The organism is Kitasatospora sp. NPDC086009 (assembly GCF_044540385.1).
In the GTDB taxonomy this organism is placed as follows: domain Bacteria; phylum Actinomycetota; class Actinomycetes; order Streptomycetales; family Streptomycetaceae; genus Kitasatospora.
This window is the reverse complement of record NZ_JBITSA010000010.1, coordinates 238,791-258,255: the sequence shown is the minus strand read 5'-3', so window position 1 is coordinate 258,255 and position 19,465 is coordinate 238,791. Positions and strand designations below refer to the sequence as shown.

General features: G+C 73.1%; 13 protein-coding genes. 6 read left to right on the top strand and 7 right to left on the bottom strand.

Annotated features, from left to right (window positions below; genetic code table 11):
* Positions 1–40: 40 nt before the first annotated feature.
* Both ACIF6L_RS24150 and ACIF6L_RS24145 read right to left on the bottom strand, forming a co-directional pair.
* The gene (locus tag ACIF6L_RS24150; RefSeq protein ID WP_396486594.1) at positions 41–2,608 is read right to left on the bottom strand and encodes a discoidin domain-containing protein; all 2,568 of its coding nucleotides are present in this window, start codon (positions 2,606–2,608) and stop codon (positions 41–43) included.
* A gap of 336 nt (positions 2,609–2,944) precedes the next feature.
* Positions 2,945–4,201 (bottom strand): ROK family protein, encoded by a 1,257-nt coding sequence (locus ACIF6L_RS24145; RefSeq protein ID WP_396486595.1) that lies wholly within the window; start codon positions 4,199–4,201, stop codon positions 2,945–2,947.
* Positions 4,202–4,346: 145 nt separating this feature from the next.
* Between ACIF6L_RS24145 and ACIF6L_RS24140 the strand changes: the two genes are divergently transcribed.
* Genes ACIF6L_RS24140 through ACIF6L_RS24125 form a run of 4 tightly spaced genes read left to right on the top strand, consistent with a single transcriptional unit; the run spans position 4,347 to position 8,797 of the window.
* A complete protein-coding gene (locus ACIF6L_RS24140) occupies positions 4,347–5,660 on the top strand; it encodes an extracellular solute-binding protein (RefSeq protein ID WP_329486377.1) in 1,314 nt (437 codons plus the stop codon).
* Position 5,661: 1 nt separating this feature from the next.
* On the top strand, positions 5,662–6,582 hold the full coding sequence (locus ACIF6L_RS24135; RefSeq protein WP_329486378.1) for a sugar ABC transporter permease: 921 nt from the start codon (positions 5,662–5,664) through the stop codon (positions 6,580–6,582).
* A complete protein-coding gene (locus ACIF6L_RS24130; RefSeq protein WP_329486379.1) occupies positions 6,579–7,421 on the top strand; it encodes a carbohydrate ABC transporter permease in 843 nt (280 codons plus the stop codon). The genes ACIF6L_RS24135 and ACIF6L_RS24130 overlap by 4 nt, the downstream gene beginning before the upstream one ends.
* 35 nt (positions 7,422–7,456) lie before the next feature.
* Positions 7,457–8,797: a GH1 family beta-glucosidase gene (locus tag ACIF6L_RS24125; RefSeq protein ID WP_396486750.1), complete on the top strand. Its 1,341-nt coding sequence runs from the start codon at positions 7,457–7,459 to the stop codon at positions 8,795–8,797.
* An 82-nt stretch (positions 8,798–8,879) separates the two neighbouring features.
* Here the strand turns inward: ACIF6L_RS24125 and ACIF6L_RS24120 are convergent, their stop codons facing one another.
* On the bottom strand, positions 8,880–9,140 hold the full coding sequence (locus tag ACIF6L_RS24120; protein WP_329486380.1) for a GlsB/YeaQ/YmgE family stress response membrane protein: 261 nt from the start codon (positions 9,138–9,140) through the stop codon (positions 8,880–8,882).
* Between the two features lie 118 nt (positions 9,141–9,258).
* Positions 9,259–10,827 (bottom strand): APC family permease, encoded by a 1,569-nt coding sequence (locus ACIF6L_RS24115; protein WP_396486596.1) that lies wholly within the window; start codon positions 10,825–10,827, stop codon positions 9,259–9,261.
* Positions 10,828–11,132: 305 nt separating this feature from the next.
* On the opposite strand from ACIF6L_RS24115, the gene ACIF6L_RS24110 reads away from it, so the two are divergent.
* Entirely contained in the window at positions 11,133–11,435 is a 303-nt protein-coding gene (locus ACIF6L_RS24110; protein ID WP_329486382.1) for a muconolactone Delta-isomerase family protein, read from the top strand.
* Entirely contained in the window at positions 11,432–11,791 is a 360-nt protein-coding gene (locus tag ACIF6L_RS24105) for an SgcJ/EcaC family oxidoreductase (protein ID WP_359803931.1), read from the top strand. The genes ACIF6L_RS24110 and ACIF6L_RS24105 overlap by 4 nt, the downstream gene beginning before the upstream one ends.
* A gap of 15 nt (positions 11,792–11,806) precedes the next feature.
* On the opposite strand, the gene ACIF6L_RS24100 is transcribed toward ACIF6L_RS24105, so the two are convergent.
* The 3 genes from ACIF6L_RS24100 to ACIF6L_RS24090 form a co-directional block, all read right to left on the bottom strand.
* On the bottom strand, positions 11,807–12,535 hold the full coding sequence (locus tag ACIF6L_RS24100; RefSeq protein WP_396486597.1) for a hypothetical protein: 729 nt from the start codon (positions 12,533–12,535) through the stop codon (positions 11,807–11,809).
* Positions 12,532–16,752 (bottom strand): NEW3 domain-containing protein, encoded by a 4,221-nt coding sequence (locus ACIF6L_RS24095; protein WP_396486598.1) that lies wholly within the window; start codon positions 16,750–16,752, stop codon positions 12,532–12,534. Before ACIF6L_RS24095 ends, ACIF6L_RS24100 begins: the two co-directional genes overlap by 4 nt.
* A 103-nt stretch (positions 16,753–16,855) precedes the next feature.
* Positions 16,856–19,303, bottom strand: coding sequence for a discoidin domain-containing protein (locus ACIF6L_RS24090; RefSeq protein WP_396486599.1), 2,448 nt, complete (start codon positions 19,301–19,303; stop codon positions 16,856–16,858).
* Between the last annotated feature and the right edge of the window lie 162 nt (positions 19,304–19,465).

Genomic DNA, 19,465 nt, shown 5'->3' with positions numbered 1-19,465 from the left:
CAGGGACCGTCAGCGCGTTCAGGGTCGGGTCGGGGACCGGTCAGGGGAAGGCGACCACGGTGGACGGGACGGTGGCGGTGCCGGAGGTCGCGCCACCGGTGCCGTTGACCACGTGCTCGTACTGGCCGTTGCCGCCGAGCGAGACCACCGACAGGTCGTGCAGGCGCACCCCGGGCCGGACCGGGACCTCGAAGCCGTGGTCCATCCGGATGGTCGGGTCCACGTTGAAGTAGCAGTAGCTGCCGAGGCCCCAGCCCTCGTGGGTGGTCACGCCGTCGTCGACCTTGTAGGCCGCGAAGCCCTTGGTCGCGCCGTTCTGCACGGCCGCCTGGTTCGGCGCGTCGTACGCCTTCTCGTTCTGGAAGAAGATCGTCCGGCCGCGCTCGCCGGACCACTCGACGTCGTACTTCTTGAAGTGCTCCACGAACAGGCCGGTGGCGAGCACGTCGTCCCCGCGCACCAGCAGGCCGTAGTCGGAGGGGTTGGTGGTCCAGCCGACCCCGGCGCCGTGGTCGGCCCGCCAGATCCAGCTGTGGTCGACGATCACGTCGTCACTGTTGACCACGATCCCGGCGGTGGCGGAGCCGGGGCCGGCGCCGCCGACCCGGATGAACACGTCCTGGAGGGTGGTCGGGTCGGCCGCGTGGTCGGCGGCGGCGTTGTCCGGCCCGATCTGCACCAGGGAGGGCGAGTTGACCGCTCCGGCGTCGACCAGCAGACCGGCGAGCCGGACGCCGTCGACGTCGGCCACCTTGATCGCCGTCACCCCGTTGTCCGGGACGACGGTGGCCAGGCCGAGGCCGAGCACCACGGTGTCGGGCCGGTTCACCTCGATCGGCCGGTCGACGTGGTACACGCCGGGGGTGAAGAGCAGGTCGAGCCCCTGGGCCAGCGCCGCGTTGATGGTCGCCGCGGTGGCACCCGGCTTGACCACGTAGAACTGGCTGAGCGGCCGCGAACCGCCCTGCGGGGTACCGTCCCAGGAGACGCCGCGGGCGTCGGTCCGCTTGGCCGGGACGAACACCTTGTAGTCGTTGCCGTCCAGGTAGAGGAACGGCTTCTCGCGGGAGACCGGTGTGCTGTCGAGCGTGGTGTAGGGCGGGTTGGGGAAGCCCTGCGCCGGGGCGCCCTGGACGCCGGAGAACACCTGGTTCCAGACCCCGTTGGAGAAGCCGCCGACCGCGCTGTCCCGGGTGTACCACTGCTGCTGGGAGTAGTTGCCGACGGTGCCGTCGATCCGGCTGTCGGCGATGTAGCCGCCGCTGGCCCAGCCGTAGCCGTCGGGCGACAGGTTGAGGCCGCCCTTGACGTGCATCCGGCGCAGCGGCGCCGCCTGGGCGACCGCCCAGCGGTCGGTGCCGTTGACCGGGTTGAGCGCGAGGTTCTCGGCGGAGCGCCAGAAGTTCTGCGTCGCGTTGCCGTTGAACCAGCCGGCGTCCACCGTGACATCGCCGTTGATGGTGGTGTCGTCCGGCTTCAGGCCGAGGCCGGCGATCGAGGTGTAGAAGCCGAGCTGCGCGTTGAGGTTGTTGTAGGTGCCCGGCTTGAACAGCAGCGCGTAGCGCTCGCTGCCGAACTGGTTGGCCTCCTGCTGGTGGAAGACCGCGTCGACCTTGGCCTGGATCCCGGGGGTGGCGGGGTCGAAGACCAGCACGTTGGGGCCGAGGTCGCCGCCGCCCTGGACCGGCGGCACGGTCGGCCCGTCGGTGGTGTTGACCCGGAAGTCCCAGAGCGAGTACCCCCAGGCGGTGCCGCGGGCCTGCCCGTTCATCCGGACGTAGCGGCCGCTGCCGGAGACGGCGAGCGTCTCGGTGCCGCCGGTACCGGTCGCGGTGGCGTACAGCGTCCGCCAGCTCGATCCGTCGTCCGAGGTCTGGAGCTGGTAGGAACGCCCGTACGCGGCCTCCCAGTTCAGGACGACCCGGCAGAGCGGGCGGACCGAGCCGAGGTCGACCTGGAGCCATTGCTGGTCGCTCGCCGCGGAGGACCAGCGGGTGCCCGGGTCGCCGTCGACGGCGTTGCCGGCCGCCGTGCCGGCGTTCTCCGCGGACGAGGCGGTGGCGGGCCGGCCCTGGGCGGCGTCGGTGCTGCCGCAGTCGGCGCCGCCGGGGGTGAAGGCGCCGTAGACCTGGAACTCCCAGAGCGAGTAGCCGTATCCGGTGCCCCGGGCCAGGCCGTTCATCCGGACGTAGCGGCCGCTGCCGGAGACGGCGAGCGTCTCGGTGCCGCCGGTACCGGTGGTGGTGCTGTAGAGCGTCCGCCAGCTCGATCCGTCGTCCGAGACCTGGATCTGGTACGCACGGCCGTACGCCGCCTCCCAGGTGAGCACCACCTTGGTGAGCGCGGCACTGGCGCCGAGGTCGACCTGGAGCCACTGCTGGTCGCTCGCCGCGGACGACCAGCGGGTGCCGGTGGATCCGTCGACGGCGTAGGCGGCCGGGGTGGCGCCGTTCTCGGTGGACGAGGCGGTGACCGCCCGGCCCTGGGAGATCAGGGCGTCGGCGGCGTGGGCGGCCGGCGCGGGCAGCGCCAGGACGGCGCCCGAGAGCAGGGCGAGGCCGGCCAGTGCGGCCGGGGCCCTGCGGGGGCGTGCTGAAGCGAGCCTCATGGGCTTCTCCTGCGGTGGGGGTGGGTGGGGTGTGGGGGCGCGCGCCAGGGCCCGCACCCGGTGCGGCGCAGGTACCGGGCGTGGGGGAACGGCGGGGCGGCCGGGCGGTCAGCGGTCGACGGTCGGCCGGCCGGGCTCGGCAGGTGGTGGCCGGCCGGGCACGGGTGGACGGCCGACGGAGGTCCGACGGAGCGCCACCGGCCCGTCGTCCGGGCTCGGGGAGCGCCCCCGACCGGGAGTCTCGGGGCTGCCGATCGGGGGTGTCAACCCTTCCCGCCGACTTTCCTCACACCGTGAACTCGCCGGTGTGCCAACGAATCGGCGGAGGAAGCCAGGTCAGGCGGGGGTGGCCCGCACCTCCCGGGCCCGGGGTTCGGCGCGACGCGGGAACTCCCCGCCGGAGTCCAGGAAGTCGGTCAGCGGCAGGGTCGCCGCGCCGACGGTGACCGCCTCCGGCCCGAGCATGCCGAGCACGATCGAGGTCTGCTCCCGGGGGAACCGCAGCGCGTACTCGGTGGCGGCGGCGCGGATCGCGGGCAGCAGCCGGGGGCCCAGCAGCAGCCCCGCCCAGCCGCCGATCACGATCCGCTCGGGGTTGAACAGGTTGACCAGGTCCGCGATCGCCGCGCCCAGGTACTCCGCCGCTTCGGCCAGCAGCCCGGTGGCCGCCGGCTCGCCCGCCTCGGCGGCCGCCAGCAGCGCGGCCAGCCCGGCCTTCTCACCGCCGCCGGGCGGCGCCGCGCCCCACCGCTCGACCAGCGCCTCGGCGCCGACGTACGCCTCCAGGCAGCCGCGCGCGCCGCACCGGCAGCGCCGGCCGCCGACGTGCACCTTGGTGTGGCCCCACTCGCCGGCGCTGCTGGTGGCGCCGCGGAAGCGCACGCCGTCGGCGATCACGCAGGCGCCGACCCCGGAGCCGAACAGCGCGATCACCGCGTGCCGGACCCCGCGCCCGGCGCCGAACCACATCTCGGCCTGGCCGAGCGTCTTGGCGCCGTTGTCGACGAACAGCGGCAGGTCGGTACCGGCTCTCAGCAGCCGGCCGAGCGGGACGCCCTCCCAGCCGACGGTCTGGCTGTGCACGACGATCCCGAGGCCGTCCGGGGCCGGGTCGCCCTGGTCGACGATGCCCGGGACGCCGATGCCGACGCCGAGCACGGTCGCCGGATCGGTGCCGGTGCGCTCCAGCACCTCGGCCAGTCCGGACAGGATCAGCTCCACCACGTGGTCCACGTCGTGGCCGCAGTCGGAGAGCGGCCGGTCGCTGGCGGCCAGTTCGGTCCGGGCCAGGTCGAACAGGGCGACCCTGACCTGTGTCTCCCCGACGTCCACACCGACCAGCCGGGCCCGCCCGGCGGCGACCCGGAGCAGGATCCGGGGGCGGCCGCCGTCCGACTCCACCGAGCCGCACTCCTCGATCAGCCCGTCGGCGAGCAGCTCGCCGGTCACGTTGCTGATCGAACCGGCACTGAGCCCGGTGATCACGCCGAGCTCCTGCCGGCTGAGCGGCCCGTCGAAGTACAGCCGCCGCAGCAGCGCCGACCGGCTGCCCCTGCGCAGGTCACGCACCGTCTTCTTGCCTCGCACGGTCATGGCATCTCCCTCCTGATCCGAATCTATCGCTGTCCGAACCCTTGACGGAAGCTTTTCTCACACGTTAAATCACGGCCTGAAGTAAGCATTCCATCAAGGCACTTCACCCGAACCCGCCCACCCCGCCCGAGAGGGGCAATCGGTCATGCCCATCAGCCGAGTCGCTGCGGCCACCGCCCTGGTCGCCACCCTGGTCCTCACCGCCACCGCCTGCGGCGGCGGTTCCACGTCCGGCGGCGGAGACAACAGCAGCCCCGGCACGCTCACCTACTGGGCCTCCAACCAGGGCACCAGTCTGGAGAACGACCGGCAGGTCCTGGAGCCGGAACTCAGGAAGTTCGAGCAGCAGACCGGCATCAAGGTCAAGCTGGAGGTCATCCCCTGGGCCGACCTGCTCAACCGGATCCTCGCCGCCACCAGCTCCGGCCAGGGCCCCGACGTGCTGAACATCGGCAACACCTGGTCCGCCTCGCTCCAGGCCACCGGCGCGCTGCTCCCCTTCGACGCGGCCGCCCTCAGCAGGATCGGCGGCAAGGAGCGCTTCCTGCCCGCCGCGCTCGCCTCGGCCGGCGCCCCCGGCCAGGACCCGGCCGCCGTTCCGCTGTACTCGATGGCCTACGGCCTGTACTACAACAAGAAGCTCTTCGCCGAGGCCGGCCTCGACAAGCCCCCGGCCACCTGGGAGGAGCTGGTCGCCGACGGGAAGAAGCTCACCACCGGCGACCGCCACGGCATCGCCCTGGAGGGCGGCAACGTCTCCGAGAACGTCCACCACGCCTTCGTCCTCGCCAAGCAGCAGGGCACCGACTTCTTCGACGCGGCCGGCAAGCCCGCCTTCGACAGCCCGGGCGCCGTCGCCGCCGTCAAACAGTACGTCGGCCTGCTCGGCACCGAGAAGATCGCCGCGCCCGGCAACGCCGAGTACGCCAACAACCAGTCCGTCACCGACTTCGCCACCGGCAAGGCCGCCATGCTGATGTGGCAGGCCGCCGGCGCCAACCTCAAGTCCCACGGCATGAACCCCGAGGACTACGGCGTCGCCCCTGTCCCCGTCCCGGCCGGCGCCACCGGCGGACGCGCCACCACCTCGATGGTCGCCGGCATCAACCTGGCCGTGTTCAAGAACACCAGGAACACCGACGGCGCGCTCTCCTTCGTCAAGTTCATGACCGGCACCGAGGAGCAGACCCAGCTCAACCGGACGTACGGCTCCATCCCGCCGGTCAAGGACGCCCAGGCCGATCCGGCCTTCGCCACCCCCGAGCTCAAGGCCCTCACCGACGTCCTCTCGACGAGCGCCCAACCGCTCCCGCAGGTCGCCGACGAGAGCCAGTTCGAGACCCTGGTCGGCACCGCCGTGAAGAACCTGCTCGCCGCGGCCGCCGGCGGCAAGGCCGTCACCGACGAGTCCGTGAAGGCCGAACTCACCAAGGCCCAGCAGCAGATGCCGGCCAAGTGAAGTGATCCGCAAGCGCCTCCTCCCCCGTCGCAGCGCGCTGCCGTACCTGCTGCTGCTCCCCGCCCTCGTGCTCGAACTGCTCATCCACCTGGTGCCGATGGTGGTCGGCATCGTGATGAGCTTCAAACAGCTCACCCAGTTCTTCCTCCGGGACTGGACCGCCGCCCCCTGGGCGGGACTCGCCAACTACCGGATGGCGGTGGACTTCCACGCCCCCGTCGGCCGGGCCCTGCTGCACTCCTTCTGGGTGACCTGCGCCTTCACCGCCCTGGCCGTCGGCCTCTCCTGGCTGCTCGGCACCGCCGCCGCGATCATGATGCAGGACACCTTCCGCGGCCGCGGCCTGCTGCGCGCCCTGTTCCTGCTCCCGTACGCGCTGCCGGTCTACGCCGCCGTCATCACCTGGTCGTTCATGTTCCAACGGGACACCGGCCTGATCAACCATGTGCTGCACGACCAGCTCCACCTGGTCGACGACAAGCCGTTCTGGCTGCTCGGCGACAACAGCTTCACCGCCCTGGTCACCGTCTCGGTCTGGCGCAGCTGGCCGTTCGCCTTCCTCACCCTCACCGCGGGCCTGCAGAACATCCCGCGCGAGCTCTACGAGGCCGCCGCCCTGGACGGCGCCGGCGTCCGGCAGCAGATCCGCCGGATCACCCTGCCCTCGCTGCGCCCGGTCAACCTGGTGCTCGTCCTGGTGCTGTTCCTCTGGACGTTCAACGACTTCAACACGCCGTACGTGCTGTTCGGCCGGTCGGCGCCGGAGGCGGCGGACCTGATCTCGGTCCACATCTACCAGTCCTCCTTCGTGACCTGGAACTTCGGCGCGGGCTCCGCGATGTCGGTCCTGCTGCTGCTCTTCCTGCTGCTGGTGACCTCCGGCTACCTGCTGCTCACCTCGCGCCGAAGGGATGCGCAATGATCGGCCCGCCCGCGTCCTTCCGCTGGATCCGCCGGATCCTGCTGACCGCGCTCGCCCTCTTCGCGGCCGCGCCCGTCCTGGTGATGCTCAGCAGCTCGCTGAAGCCGCTGCAGGACGTCCAGGGACCGTTCCGGTGGATCCCGAGCACCGTCACCCTCCGGCCCTACCTGGACATCTGGCGCACCATCCCGCTCGGCCGGTACCTGGTGAACTCGCTGATCGTGGCGGGCGGCGCCACCGTGCTCTCGGTGCTGGTCGCGATCCTCGCCGCCTACGCGGTGAGCCGCTACCGCTTCCGCGGCCGCCGGCTGTTCACCGTCACCGTGCTCTCCACCCAGATGTTCCCGGGCATCCTCTTCCTGCTGCCGCTCTTCCTGATCTTCGTCAACGTCGGCAACGCGACCGGGGTGGCGCTGTACGGCAGCCGGGGCGGCCTGATCCTGACCTACCTCACCTTCTCGCTGCCGTTCTCGATCTGGATGCTGGTCGGCTACTTCGACTCCATCCCGCGCGACCTCGACGAGGCCGCCCTGGTCGACGGCTGCGGGCCGGTCCAGGCGCTGCTGCGGATCATCGTCCCGGCGGCCGTGCCCGGCATCGTGGCGGTCGCGGTGTACGCCTTCATGACCGCCTGGGGCGAGGTGCTGTTCGCCTCCGTGCTCACCAACGACGAGACCCGCACCCTCGCCGTCGGCCTGCGCGGCTACGCGACCCTCAGCGACGTGTACTGGAACCAGGTGATGGCCGCCTCCCTGGTGGTGAGCGTGCCCGTGGTCGCCGGCTTCCTGCTGCTCCAGCGCTACCTGGTCGCCGGGCTCACCGCCGGAGCCGTCAAGTGACCCTCCCCGACCTCCCCTTGAGCGAAAGGCTCGCCGTGAACGACCTCAGCGCCCTCCCCGACGACTTCCTCTGGGGCGCGGCCACCGCCGCCTACCAGATCGAGGGGGCGGTGGACGCCGACGGCCGCGCACCGTCCATCTGGGACACCTTCTCGCACACCCCCGGCAAGGTCGCCGGGGGCGACACCGGCGACACCGCCTGCGACCACTACCGGCGCTGGCCCGAGGACGTCGCGCTGATGAAGCGGCTCGGCCTCGACGCCTACCGATTCTCGATCGCCTGGCCCCGGGTGGTGCCGCTCGCCGACGACAAGGTCAACACCGCCGGTCTGGACTTCTACGACCGCCTCGTGGACGCCCTGCTGGCCGCCGGCATCACGCCCTTCCCGACGCTCTACCACTGGGACCTCCCGCAGGCCCAGCAGGACCGCGGCGGCTGGCCCGTCCGGGAGACCGCCGAGCGCTTCGCCGAGTACACCGCCGCGGTGGCGGCCCGGCTCGGCGACCGGGTGACCGACTGGGCGACCCTCAACGAACCGCTCTGCTCCGCCTGGATCGGCCACCTGGACGGGGCGATGGCCCCCGGCCTGACCGACCTCACCGCGGCCGTCCGGGCCTCCTACCACCTGCACCTCGCCCACGGCCTGGCCGTCCAGGTGCTGCGCGAGAACGTCGCCGGGGCCCGGATCGGCATCGTCAACAACCTCAGCCCGGTGACCGCCGCCACCGACTCCGAGGCCGACCGGGCCGCCGCCGTCCGCGCCGACGGCCACATCAACCGCTGGTGGCTGGACCCGGTCCTCGGCCGCGGCTACCCGGAGGACATGGTGCGGGCCTACGGCGTCGACCTGCCGGTGCGCGACGGCGACCTCGACCTCATCGGGGCCCCGCTGGAGTGGATCGGCCTGAACTACTACTTCCGCCAGATCGTCGCCGACGACCCGAGCGGCCCCGCCCCGCACTTCCGCCAGCTGCCCGGCCCCGGCCCCGAGCGGACCGCGATGCCGTGGGAGGTGCACGCCCCCGGGCTGGAGGAGCTGCTGCTGCGCCTCACCCGCGAGTACGGCGCGCGGCGGATCTACGTCACCGAGAACGGTTCCGCCTACCGCGACACCGTCGGCCCCGACGGCAGCGTCCACGACCCGGAGCGCACCGCCTACCTGGAGCAGCACCTGGCCGCCTGCGCCCGGGCCACCGCCCAGGGTGCCCCGCTGGCCGGGTACTTCGCCTGGTCGCTGCTGGACAACTTCGAGTGGGCGTACGGCTACGACAAGCGCTTCGGCCTCGTCCACGTCGACTACGCGACCCAGCGGCGGACGGTCAAGACCAGCGGCCGGCGCTACGCCGACCTGATCACCGCCCACCGGGGGCGCTGACGCCGACACCCGAGGAGCGCGGGCCGAATCGGTCCGCGCCCCTCGGGTGCGCCCCTGCCCCCGCACCGCCCCGTCGGCCGCGTCAGTGGCGCCGTCCCAGGTAGGCCGGGGTGACGGCGGAGATCAGCACGGCGGCCGCGGCCACCTGGAGCAGGTGGCGTATCCAGTCGACCCCGTCCGTGTGCCGCACGCCGACCGCCGAGGCGAGCAGATTGCCGAGCAGTGCGCCCACCAGCCCCAGCAGTACCGTCAGCCAGAGCGGAACGGGCTGACGGCCCGGCAGTACCAGCTTGGCGAGCAGACCGACGACGAGTCCGACGACGAGCGCCCAGATCAGCGTCATGGGGAACAACCTCCCTGTGGGCCGGGCTCCCGGCCGGTCGACCGGGGCGCCCTCCGCCTGCCCCGCCGGCCCCGCTTCATTCCTGGGTCGCCCGCGAGCCGGCCGCGCCCCGGGGAGGCTACGGCGCGTCGACCGGGTCGGCGGCGCTCACCGGCACGTCCGGATGGCGGAACCAGGAGCCCTGCACGGCCCACTGGACCAGCATCAGCACACCGCCCAGCAGCAGGGCGCCGATGCCGATCACGGTCACCCCGCCGGTCTCGCCGATCAGCGGCAGATCGATCGAGGTCGCCCCGTAGTCGGCGGCCGCGTAGACGTCGAACGCGGCGTAGCAGAAGAAGTACAGCAGCACCACGCCGCCCAGCAGCGGGACGAGCCCCTTGAAGACGAAGTCCTTGACGCTCCTGGTCAGCACCCGCCGGTAGTACCAGACGCAGGCGAAGCCGGTCAGGCCGTAGTAGAAGGCGATGCCGAGCCCCACCGAGGCGATCGAGTCGGCCAGGACGTTGCCGCTGATCGCGGTCAGCAGGACGTAGAAGGCGATCGACGCCAGGCCCATGCCGACGGTCGACCAGGTCGGGGTGCGGTGGCGGGGGTGCACCCGGCCGAACGCGGCGGGCACGGCCCTGTGCGCGGCCATCGAGAAGGCGGTCCGGGCGGTGGGCAGGATGGTGGTCTGGGTGGAGGCCGCCGCCGAGGTCAGCACCATGAAGATCAGCAGCTTGCTGAGGAACCCGCCGAAGCCCGCCGTACCGAACACCGCGTCACCGAGGCCGGACAGCACGTCCCCGGAGTTCTCCTCGTTGCCCAGTCCGATGCCCTCGGTGCCGATCCCCGCGAACGACAGCGCCGAGGTGGACACCAGGGTGTAGATCACCAGCAGCAGCACGGTGGAGATGACGGCCGCCCGCCCCGGGGTGCGCTTCGCGTCGGCGGTCTCCTCGTTGACCGAGACGGCGGTGTCCCAGCCCCAGTAGATGAACACCGCGGCGAGCATCCCGGCCGTGAAGGCACCGGCCGAGGGGATGTCCAAGGGGTTGAACCAGGAGGCGCTGACGTGGGCCGCCGTGGCGGGCGCACCGCTGCCGTAGGCCTTGACCAGGGCGGTGACCGACAGCACGACCAGCATCACCACCTCGATCGACAGCAGCCAGCGCTGCAGGGCGGCGGAGATCTCGATCCCGACGTAGCAGATCGCCGTCATCACGACGATCCAGACCACGCCGGCGATCGACGTCCAGACCGTGCTGTCGGCGAGCGAGTCCAGCCCCACCAGCCGGAACCCGTACACGCCCGCGATCTGCGCCAGGTTCGCCATCACGATGATGTCGGCGACGATGATCCCCCAGCCGCCCATCCAGCCGGTGCGCGGCCCGAACGCCCGGGCGGCCCAGGTGAAGGTGGTGCCGCAGTCCGGATCGGAGGCGTTCAGCTCCTTGTACGCGTACGCGATCATCAGCATCGGGATGAACGCCAGGATGGTGACGATCGGCGCCTGGAACCCCACCCCCACCACGATGATGCCGAGCGTCGCGGCGAGGCTGTACGCGGGCGCGGTGGAGGCCAGCCCGATGGCGACCGAGGAGACCAGACCGAGCGCACCGGTCTTCAGCCCCTTCTCGCCCGCACCCGAGCCGGTCGCCACTGGCGCCACGCCCGGGGCCGGGCCGTCGGAGGAGTGCGGCATGGGTCCCACCTCCTCCCCCTGACCCACCCGAGTGCCTCGGGCCCGGTCACGGGGTCAGACAAATCACCCTGAACCGACCATACTGCCGCCACCCGTCCCCGGCTCGCTGCGCGCCTGCGGCCCAGCTGGGGCGCCCCGGCCCGCTCCGGGGCGCCGCGTCACCCCTCACCGACCGGCACTCGCCCACCGCGCGGGCGGCCCGGCCGCCGACCCGCGTGGCGGTGCCGGGTGCGGTCGGGGTGGTCGCCGATACTCCGAGCAGCCGAGCGACGGCGGAGGGGTGAGCGAGAGGATCCCGATTCCCGATGGAGTTCCTGGTCGACATGGTGACCACCGTCCCCGACGGGACGAGCGAGGAGGAGGTGGCGCGGATGCGGGCCCGGGAGGCCGTCCGGGCCGGGGAGCTGGCCGCGCAGGGGAGCCTGCTGCGGCTCTGGCGGCCGCCGCTCTCGGCCGGCGAGTGGCGCACCTGGGGGCTGTTCAGCGCGCCCGACGCGGAGCGGCTGGAGCGGCTCCTGGCCTCGATGCCGCTGCGGGTCTGGCGGCGCGACCGCGTCACGCCGCTGTCGCCGCACCCGAGCGACCCCGGGGCGGAGGGCGTCCGATGAGCGACACCGCCGTGCTGCGGGGCGTGCTGGACCGCTGGAAGGCGGCCGTCGACGCCCATCGGCCCGAGGCGGTCGCGGCCTGCTTCACCGAGGACGCGGTCTTCCAGGGCCTGCACCCGTACAGCGTCGGGCGGCCGGGCGTCGCCGCCTACTACGCCGCCCAGCCGCCCGGGATGACGGCCGACTACCGCGTCCTGGAGACCAGGCGGCTCACCGACGGCCTCCTGCTCGGCTACCTCGCCGTCGACTTCGCCTTCGTCGACCGGCCGACGCTGACCGTGAACCTCGGGGTCCTGCTGAGCAGGGCGGGCGACAGCTGGTCCATCGCCCACTACCAGGTCTCGCTGCTGCCCTGACGGCGCGGTCCCGCGTCAGTGCCGGTGGTGGTTGTCGGGCTGGGCCGGATCGCCGGGGTGTTCGAGGCCGGGCAGCAGGGTGAGCCGGGCGGCGCGGGTGCGGTCGAGCCAGCGGACGAAGGCGGCGCGGCGGGCGGCGGCCCGGACGGCGGGGGCCGGGTCGCCGCCCGCCTCCCCCGGCGGGTGGACGGCGAGCAGGGCCGCCGTCCACCCGCCCGCCGTGACCCAGGCGCCCGGCCCGGCGGCGCGGAGGGCGTCGGCGAGGGCGAGCGGGAGGGTCGCCGGGTCGGCCTCGCAGCCGCCGCCGTCGGGGAAGCCGAGCCGCCAGAGGGCGGGAGCGGGGCGGTCGGCGGTCATCGCCCGGTAGTGGGCCACCTCGTCCGCCCGGGGCCGGACGTCCGCCGTGACGGCCTCGAAGACCGCCCGGACGGCCGCGCTGCCCTCGTACGCGGCGGCCGTGATCGAGCCGAGTTCGACGGCGGCCTCCTGGTCGAGCCGGGCGGGGGTGCCGGTGCCGAGCGGCAGCCCGCGCTCGGTGCACACGGTGGAGCACAGCTCCTCCGTCAGCACCACCTGGGCGACCCAGCGGGCGAGTTGGCGGTCCTCGGAGCTGCCGGGCCGCGGCAGGGCGGCGGAGCGCGGGCCGGACCGCAGGGCGGCGAGGCGGCGGTCGAGTTCGGTGCGCGGCAGCGGGCGGCCGTCGAGCAGACCGAGGGCGCCGGCCACCGGGGCCCCGGCGGTCACGGCTCCACCACCAGGGCGACGGCCGGGGAGTACTGGCAGCGGCCGAACCACATCACCTTGGCCAGCGCCCAGGAGGCACCCGGCTCGGCGTCCTCGGGAGCCGCGAGCTCGAAGGCGGTGGTCTCGGTGGCGCCGGCGGCGAGGGTGAAGCCGCGGACGGGGGCGCCGACCGCCTCCCACGTCCCCCAGGGTGAGACCAGCTGGAGTTCGCCCCGGATCTCGCCGCGGGTCCGGTTGGCGAGCCGGACGGCGAGGGTGGCCCGGCCGCCGGGGGTCAGCCGCAGCCGCTCCTCGGCCACCGTCACGGTGAGACCGGTGTCGCGGCCGTCCATGGACTCGGTGCCCTGGGCGGCGGTCCAGTCCTCGGGCGTCTCCCCGGGGGCGGGCAGCAGGCCGGGGAGCTCCCCGACGGCGAGGGTGACGACGTCCTCGATCCGCTGGTCCTCGTGCGTGATCCGGACGGCGGCGAAGTACAACCCGGGTTCGGCCGCCGCCGGCGGGGTGATCGTGACCGGGAAGCGCAGGTGTCCACCCGGCTCCAGGCGGTAGGGGCGGGCGCCGAGGCTCGCCGTCCAGCCCTCGGGGGGCAGGATCAGCGCGGCGCCCTCCACCGCGGCGTCCCGCAGCTGGGAGGAGAGGGCGACGGAGAGCTCGACCGGCTCACCCGGCCCGGCCGTCCGCAGCAGGCCGGGCGAGACGCCGACCGACACCGGGAGGTAACCGAGCGGCGCCGGGCCCCGGTTGTGCAGCCAGTAGCGGGCGTGGACCGGCTGGGCGACCTCGGCGACCGCGCCGAGCACCGGGCCGGCCGGGTCGGCGGCCACGCTCGGCCGGGCCAGCACGGTGGCGATCTGCGAACCGGCGAGGTCCAGGGCCCCGTCGACGGAGTCCAGCGGCCGTTCCAGCAGGTCGGCGCGGTGCGGGTCGGTCAGCCCGAGGGCGCCGCCGAGGGTGGCGGTGCGGCCCAGGCCGGTGGACTCGACCAGCCGGACGGTGAGGCGGCCGTCGCCCGGGGCGGCGGCCGAGCCGTGCGCGATCGGGTTGCCGGTCGGCTTGAGGGTGCCCAGCAGCACCTCCCGGGCGGGTTCGACCCGCAGCCAGGAGAGGGTGGCGGGCAGCGGCCCCTTCCGCGCGGGGGCGATCCGGGCGTACAGCGGGTGGTTGAACTCCTGCCCCTGGGCGGGCAGCGCCTGGGCCCGCCAGTCCCCCGCGCCGCCGACCAGCGCGTAGCTGAACTCATGCGTCCAGTGCTGGAGTTGGAAGGACGCGCCGTCGGGCAGGGTGCGCCGGGGCGGGTCGATCCAGACGCCGGAGGGCCAGCCGGTGCAGGAGCGCATCAGCGAGAGGTGCAGCGCGCCGGTGGCGTCGACCGCGAAACCGGGCAGGCCGAAGCTCAGCAGTCCGACGCTGTGGTCGGTGAGCCGCTCCGCCGGGTGGAGCGTTCCGGGGCAGACGGCGGTGATCCGGGCGTCGGCGAGGTCGTGGACCAGCGCGGCCGGGTCGGTCACCACCAGGGCGGGCAGCGCCCGCAGGTCGCGCAGGTCGGCGCCGGGCTGCCAGACCTCGGCCAGCGGAGTCAGCGCGGGCACCCAGACGGCGCCGTGCGTCTTGAGCACGGTGGCGTACTCCTCGCCCGCCCGCTCGATCAGCTCCCGGGCGGCGGCATTGACCTCCGGACCTCCGAGGACGATCCGGAAGTCCGGCAGGTTGGAGTCGACGTCCAGCCAGCCGTAGCGGGCCCAGTCGGCGCCGGAGGTGGTGGCGGTGACGCCGATCCGGGCGAGCGCGACCACCAGGTCGCGGGCGTCGGCGGCGGAGTCGAGGCCGGGAGTGATCACCTCGGCGACGCCGAGGGCGCGTTCGCCGCGCGGCGCGCCGGCCGGGTCGGTGAGGGCGACCCGGGCGGTGGAGCCCAGGCCGAACCAGGTGTTGGCCGGGTTGTCCAGGGTCCAGGGCGCCTCGGCGGAGTCCACGTCGGGCAGCGCGAAACCGCGCCCGACCACCGCGTCGGCGACCTCGCTGACCGGCAGCGCGCCGGGCAGGTCGACCGGGAAGCGCAGCCGCAGCAGGCGGTCGGCGCCGGAGAAGTCGACCACCCTGGTCCGGCAGTCGACCCGGTCGACGCCCCGCCAGAGCGTGACGGTCTGCTCGTACCGGACGCCGTCCACGGTGCCGGCGATCACCAGCCGCTCACCGAGCGGGCCGGTCTCGCGGCGCACGCTCGCCGGCTGCCCGCCGGAGCCGAGGACGGGCCCCTTGGGGACGAGGTGCCACGGGCCCTCGCCGAAGTCGGGGTGCTGCGGGTACTCCTCGTACACCCGCAGCTCGTTGCCGATCCGACCGTTCTGGATCAACTCCCTCTCGTGCAAGAGATCCTGAATAGACGTCAGTCCACCGCCCCGGGCCGGGTCGGCGGTCACCCGGTAGCGGGCGTTGGCGACGGTGTGGCCCTCGGCGCGCGACCAGGCGGTGTCCTCGACCCCGTCGGCGGAGGGGACCAGCCGCCAGGTGCGCCAGCCCAGGGCGGGCACCCCGGCGGCCAGGAAGCGCAGGGTGCCCCGGTCCACGGCGCTGGGTACCACGGCGCCGGTGTCGTCCAGGACGAGGACGGCCCGGGAGCGCCCCCGCGGCAGCCGGACGGCGACCAGGTCGGTGCGGTCGAAGGAGAGGGTGTTGGTGACGACGACGGCCAAACCGATGCCGGCGGTGTCGATCCGGCCGGTGAGCGCGTCCAGCGACCGGTCCCGGACGTCGGCGGCAAGGTCGTACGCCTCGCGCCAGCCGCCGAGCAGGTCGAGGTAGACCTGGTCGGACTCCGAGCCGGTGATCGCGTCGTGGTGGGCGCCGTAGGCGAGGTGGCGCCAGACCTTGTCCAGCGCGGCCCCCGGGTAGCGGCCCAGCCCCTGCACGGTGGCCAGGGTGGCGAGCTTCTCGGCGTCGACGGCGGCGACCTCGGCGGCCCGCTGGGCCTGCTTGGTGTCGATGTAGGAGACGTCCTTGCCGGTGTAGACCGGGTTCATGTCCCGGGTCTGCGGGCTGGGCCGGCGGCCGGTGGCGGCCAGCTCGGCGCGGACGGCGTCCAGGAAGTCGCGCGGGGTGGCGCAGACGAACCGCGGCCAGAGGTACTTGCGCGCCCAGGAGCGGTGGATCTCGGTGACCCACTTGTTCGGCGGGGTGTAGTCGGTGCCGACGGGCAGCAGCAGGTTCTTCGTCGCGCCGACCGGCTTGAGCTTGCGGTACAGCTCGTAGACGGCCTGCTCGGCGGTGGCGAGGTCGGCGGAGGAGTCCATCCACCAGCCGGCCGAGTAGTGGTGCGGCATGTAGTGGGTGAGCACGCCGTCGCCGGAGGGCGCGATCCACTCGAACTCGCTCGGGAACTGCATCACCCGGGCGTCGTCCTTGGCCTCGCGGAAGTTCTTCTGGATCGGGCCCCACTGGTGGAACGGGCCGCGGGCCCAGGCGCTGCCGGTGAGCCCGGCCGCCGCGAGGTGACCGGGGAACTGCGGGTCGTGGCCGAACACGTCCAGCTGCCAGGCGGTCCGCGGGTCGCCGCCGAGGATGTCGCGCTGGTAGCCGATGCCGTAGACGATGTTGCGGATGGTGGTCTCGGCACCGGTGAGGTTGGTGTTGGGCTCGTTGTAGGTGCCGCCGACCAGTTCCACCTGACCGCGCTCCAGCAGCAGCCGCAGCGCCGCGCGGCGCTCCGGGTGCTGGTCGAAGTAGGGCTTCAGGTAGTCGACTTCGGCGAGTACGAACCTGTAGACCGGGTCACGCAGCGCGAGGTCCAGGTGCGCGTCGACGAGCGCGAAGCCGTTGCGCTCCCAGAGCGGCCGGGTGGTCGCGTCGGCGGAGAGCAGCTCCCAGGGCGAGGTGTAGGCGGCCTGGGTGTTCCACCAGACCGGGTCGTAGTGGAAGTGCGAGACCAGGTACATCGTCCAGCCGGGTTCGGCCGCCTCGACGACGGCCTCGGCGGTCGCGGTGACGCCGTCCGTCGCCGCGGTCACCAGGACCGGGATCCGGGCCCCGGGCTCGGCGCCGGTGATCTCCAGGGGGACTTCGACCAGCCCCGTGCCGGCCTCCTCGCCGCGTACGCCCGGGCCGGTGACGGTGATCCGGGCGGGCGGGCCGTCGAGGGTCACGCGCAGCAGCTGGCGCGGCGCGTCCTCGGGGCCGGTGAAGAGGTCCGTGCTCTCGACGGCGGTGATGGTGACCGGCACGGGGTGGGTCCTTTCGGAAGACGGAGCGGGTCGGGAACCGGGGCCGGGACTTGTCCGGTGATTCCCGTCGCATCAGCGCGCGGCGGGAATCACCGGAGGAGCCCTACGCGCCCCAGGCCTCGAACTCGTAGATCCGGGCGGCGGGGTCGGTGCCCTGGGTGGGCTTGGTCACCGAGAGCCGGACGTAGCGGGCCGTGGTGCTCACCGGGTGGGTGGTGGTCCCGGCGGTGTTGCCGGTGACGGTGGCGACGGTGCTCCACGCGTCGGCCGTGGAGTCACGCACCTGGATGGTGAAGTCCCGGGTGTTGTACGCCGGGCTCTCACCCCCGGCCGAGGCGTGCTTCACCACGAACCTGCTCAGCGGCTTGGCCGAACCTAGGTCCACCTCCAGCCACTTGGCCGACGTGGTGGTGCACCACTTGTCGCCGTTGCCACCGTTCACGGTGCCGTTGACGGCCTTGGCCGGGGTCTCGTTGCCGTTGCACTGGCCGGAGGCGGTGGCCGGGCGGTTCAGTGCCAGGTTGCCGCCGACCGGCGGGGTGCCCGTCCAGGAGACCGTGGTGGTGGCGGCGGCGGAGCGGCCGTACTCGGTGGAGACCGCCTCCACCTCGACGGTGGTGGCGCTCTCCGTCCCGGCCCGCTCCAGCTTGTTGACGAAGTAGGCGTCGGACGGCGTCGCGCCGAGGTAGCTGCGGCTGCCGTCGGCGTTGCGCCGGTACAGCTCGTAGTGGTGCACCGAACCGCTCGCCGAGGCCGTCCAGGAGAGCCGCAGCGACTGGCTGGAGCCGGCCACCACGTCACTGGCGCCGAGCACGGTGAGGCCGCTCGGCGCGGTGGGCGCGTCGACCACGCCGTCGTAGACAGCGAGCTGACCGACCCTCAGGTCATAGGCCGGGTTCGAGCCTTCGACCTGGAGGCCGATCTGGGCGATGGTGCGGCCGGCGTAGGCGGAGAGGTCGAGGGTGTGCCGCTCCCACCCGGTACCGGAGTTCGCGCCGACGTCGACGGTGGTGAAGGTGCCCGGTGCGTCGGTGAAGGAGATCGCGGCCTTCAGCCCGGTCGCCCCGGCGGCCGGGGTCTTGAGCACCAGCGAGAGCTTGCTGTCCGCCGCGACCGGCAGTCTGCTCTGGTAGAGGCGCACGGTGTTGGTGGCGTCCAGCTTGCCGCTGAGCCGCAGCGAGGAGCCGCCCTCGTAGGCGTCCGTGAAGTCGACGGACGGGGTCAGCTTGGTGCCGCTGGAACCGACCAGCCAGCGGTAGGTCGGCGGGACGTCCTGGAGCGAGAGGTTGTTCCAGCCGCCGGTGGCGACCCGGCCGCCACCGGCGTTGTAGAAGTCGCCCTGACCGGTGGAGAAGTTGGTGACGAAGGGCTTCGCGGTGATCGGCGAGGACTCGGCTATGTAGGTCGACAGGCCCTTCCAGCTCGACGAAGTGGCGGTGTTCGACGGGTCGTTGTTGGCGCCGACCCAGTAGCGGGAGTCCTTGGCGTAGAAGTCGGCGCGGTCGGTGGCGGACTTCCACGTCCACTCGGGCCGGTAGAGCCCGAGCGAGGTGGTGTGCGCCTTGCCGGCCGGGAAGAGCGCGTTCCAGTCGACGCCGGTGTTGTAACCGTTGGACTCGGTGTCGATCCCGGAGTAGAGGTCGTACTCGTCGCGGCCGAGGCCCCGGGCCAGCGAGCGGGACGAATCCAGCCCGCCGGAGCTCCAGTTGAAGTTCAGGAACATCGAGTCGGAGGTCCGCTTGGCGCCGTCCTGGAGGAAGGAGTCGTTGGCGGAGGTCAGCGCGTTCTGCCAGGACACCGAGCCGGACTCGGTCATCGCGTCGTACCACATGTACTCGGTGCCGGTCTGCGCCTTGGTGTACTGCATGAGGTTGCGCACCTCGCCGGCCAACGCCGAATCCCCGCCGCCGGTCTCCTGGTTGATGAACCAGCCGTCGAAGCCGTAGTACTGGGCGGCCTGGGTGAGCTTGTCCGCGACCGGGTAGCGGGAGCCGGACTTCTGGACGAAGTCGCGGACCCACTGGAGCTGGCCGCCGTAGGCGGCGGGCGGGAAGAAGACGGTGCCGTAGACCTTGACGCCGTTGCGGTGCGCGGCGTCGATGACGGTCGGGTTGGGGGCGAGGATCAGACCCTCTCCGGCCGAGCCGCCCCAGAACACCAGCTTGTCGACGTACTGCCAGTAGCCGAAGGCGTAGTAGTTCGGGTCGGCCGAGCCCTGGGAGGGGTTGTTGGAGGTCGGGCCGAAGGAGACCAGCGAGGCCACCTTGCCCTCGCCGGCCCGGGCGTTGGGGTTGGCCTTGAGCACCGGGTCGCTGGTGCGCGGCCGGAGCGGGACGCGGGACCGGTTGAAGCGGGCGTCCGGGTCGGTGGCCGGGTCCCAGTTCAGGATGGTGTTCGGGTACCAGTAGGAGGCGTAGGGCTGGGTGCCGGCGGCCGCGGCGGCGGCCGGGGTGGCCGGTGCCGGAGCGGGATCCGCGTGGGCGGTGGGCGCGGCGCCGAGGACGGCGGCCCCGAGGGCGGCGCTCAGCAGGAGGGGGAGACGTCGTGACATGCGGTGGCTCCGATCGAGCGGAGGAGGGTGGGGGCGGAGCCGCCCGCGAGGGGCGGTCCGGGTGCATGTGCGAGGAACGTGCGGTGGTGCCGGGTGGGCGTGGTGGTGCGGGTGCGGTGGCGCCGATCGCGGGGAATCCCCGCCCGGCCGGCCCCGGCCCAC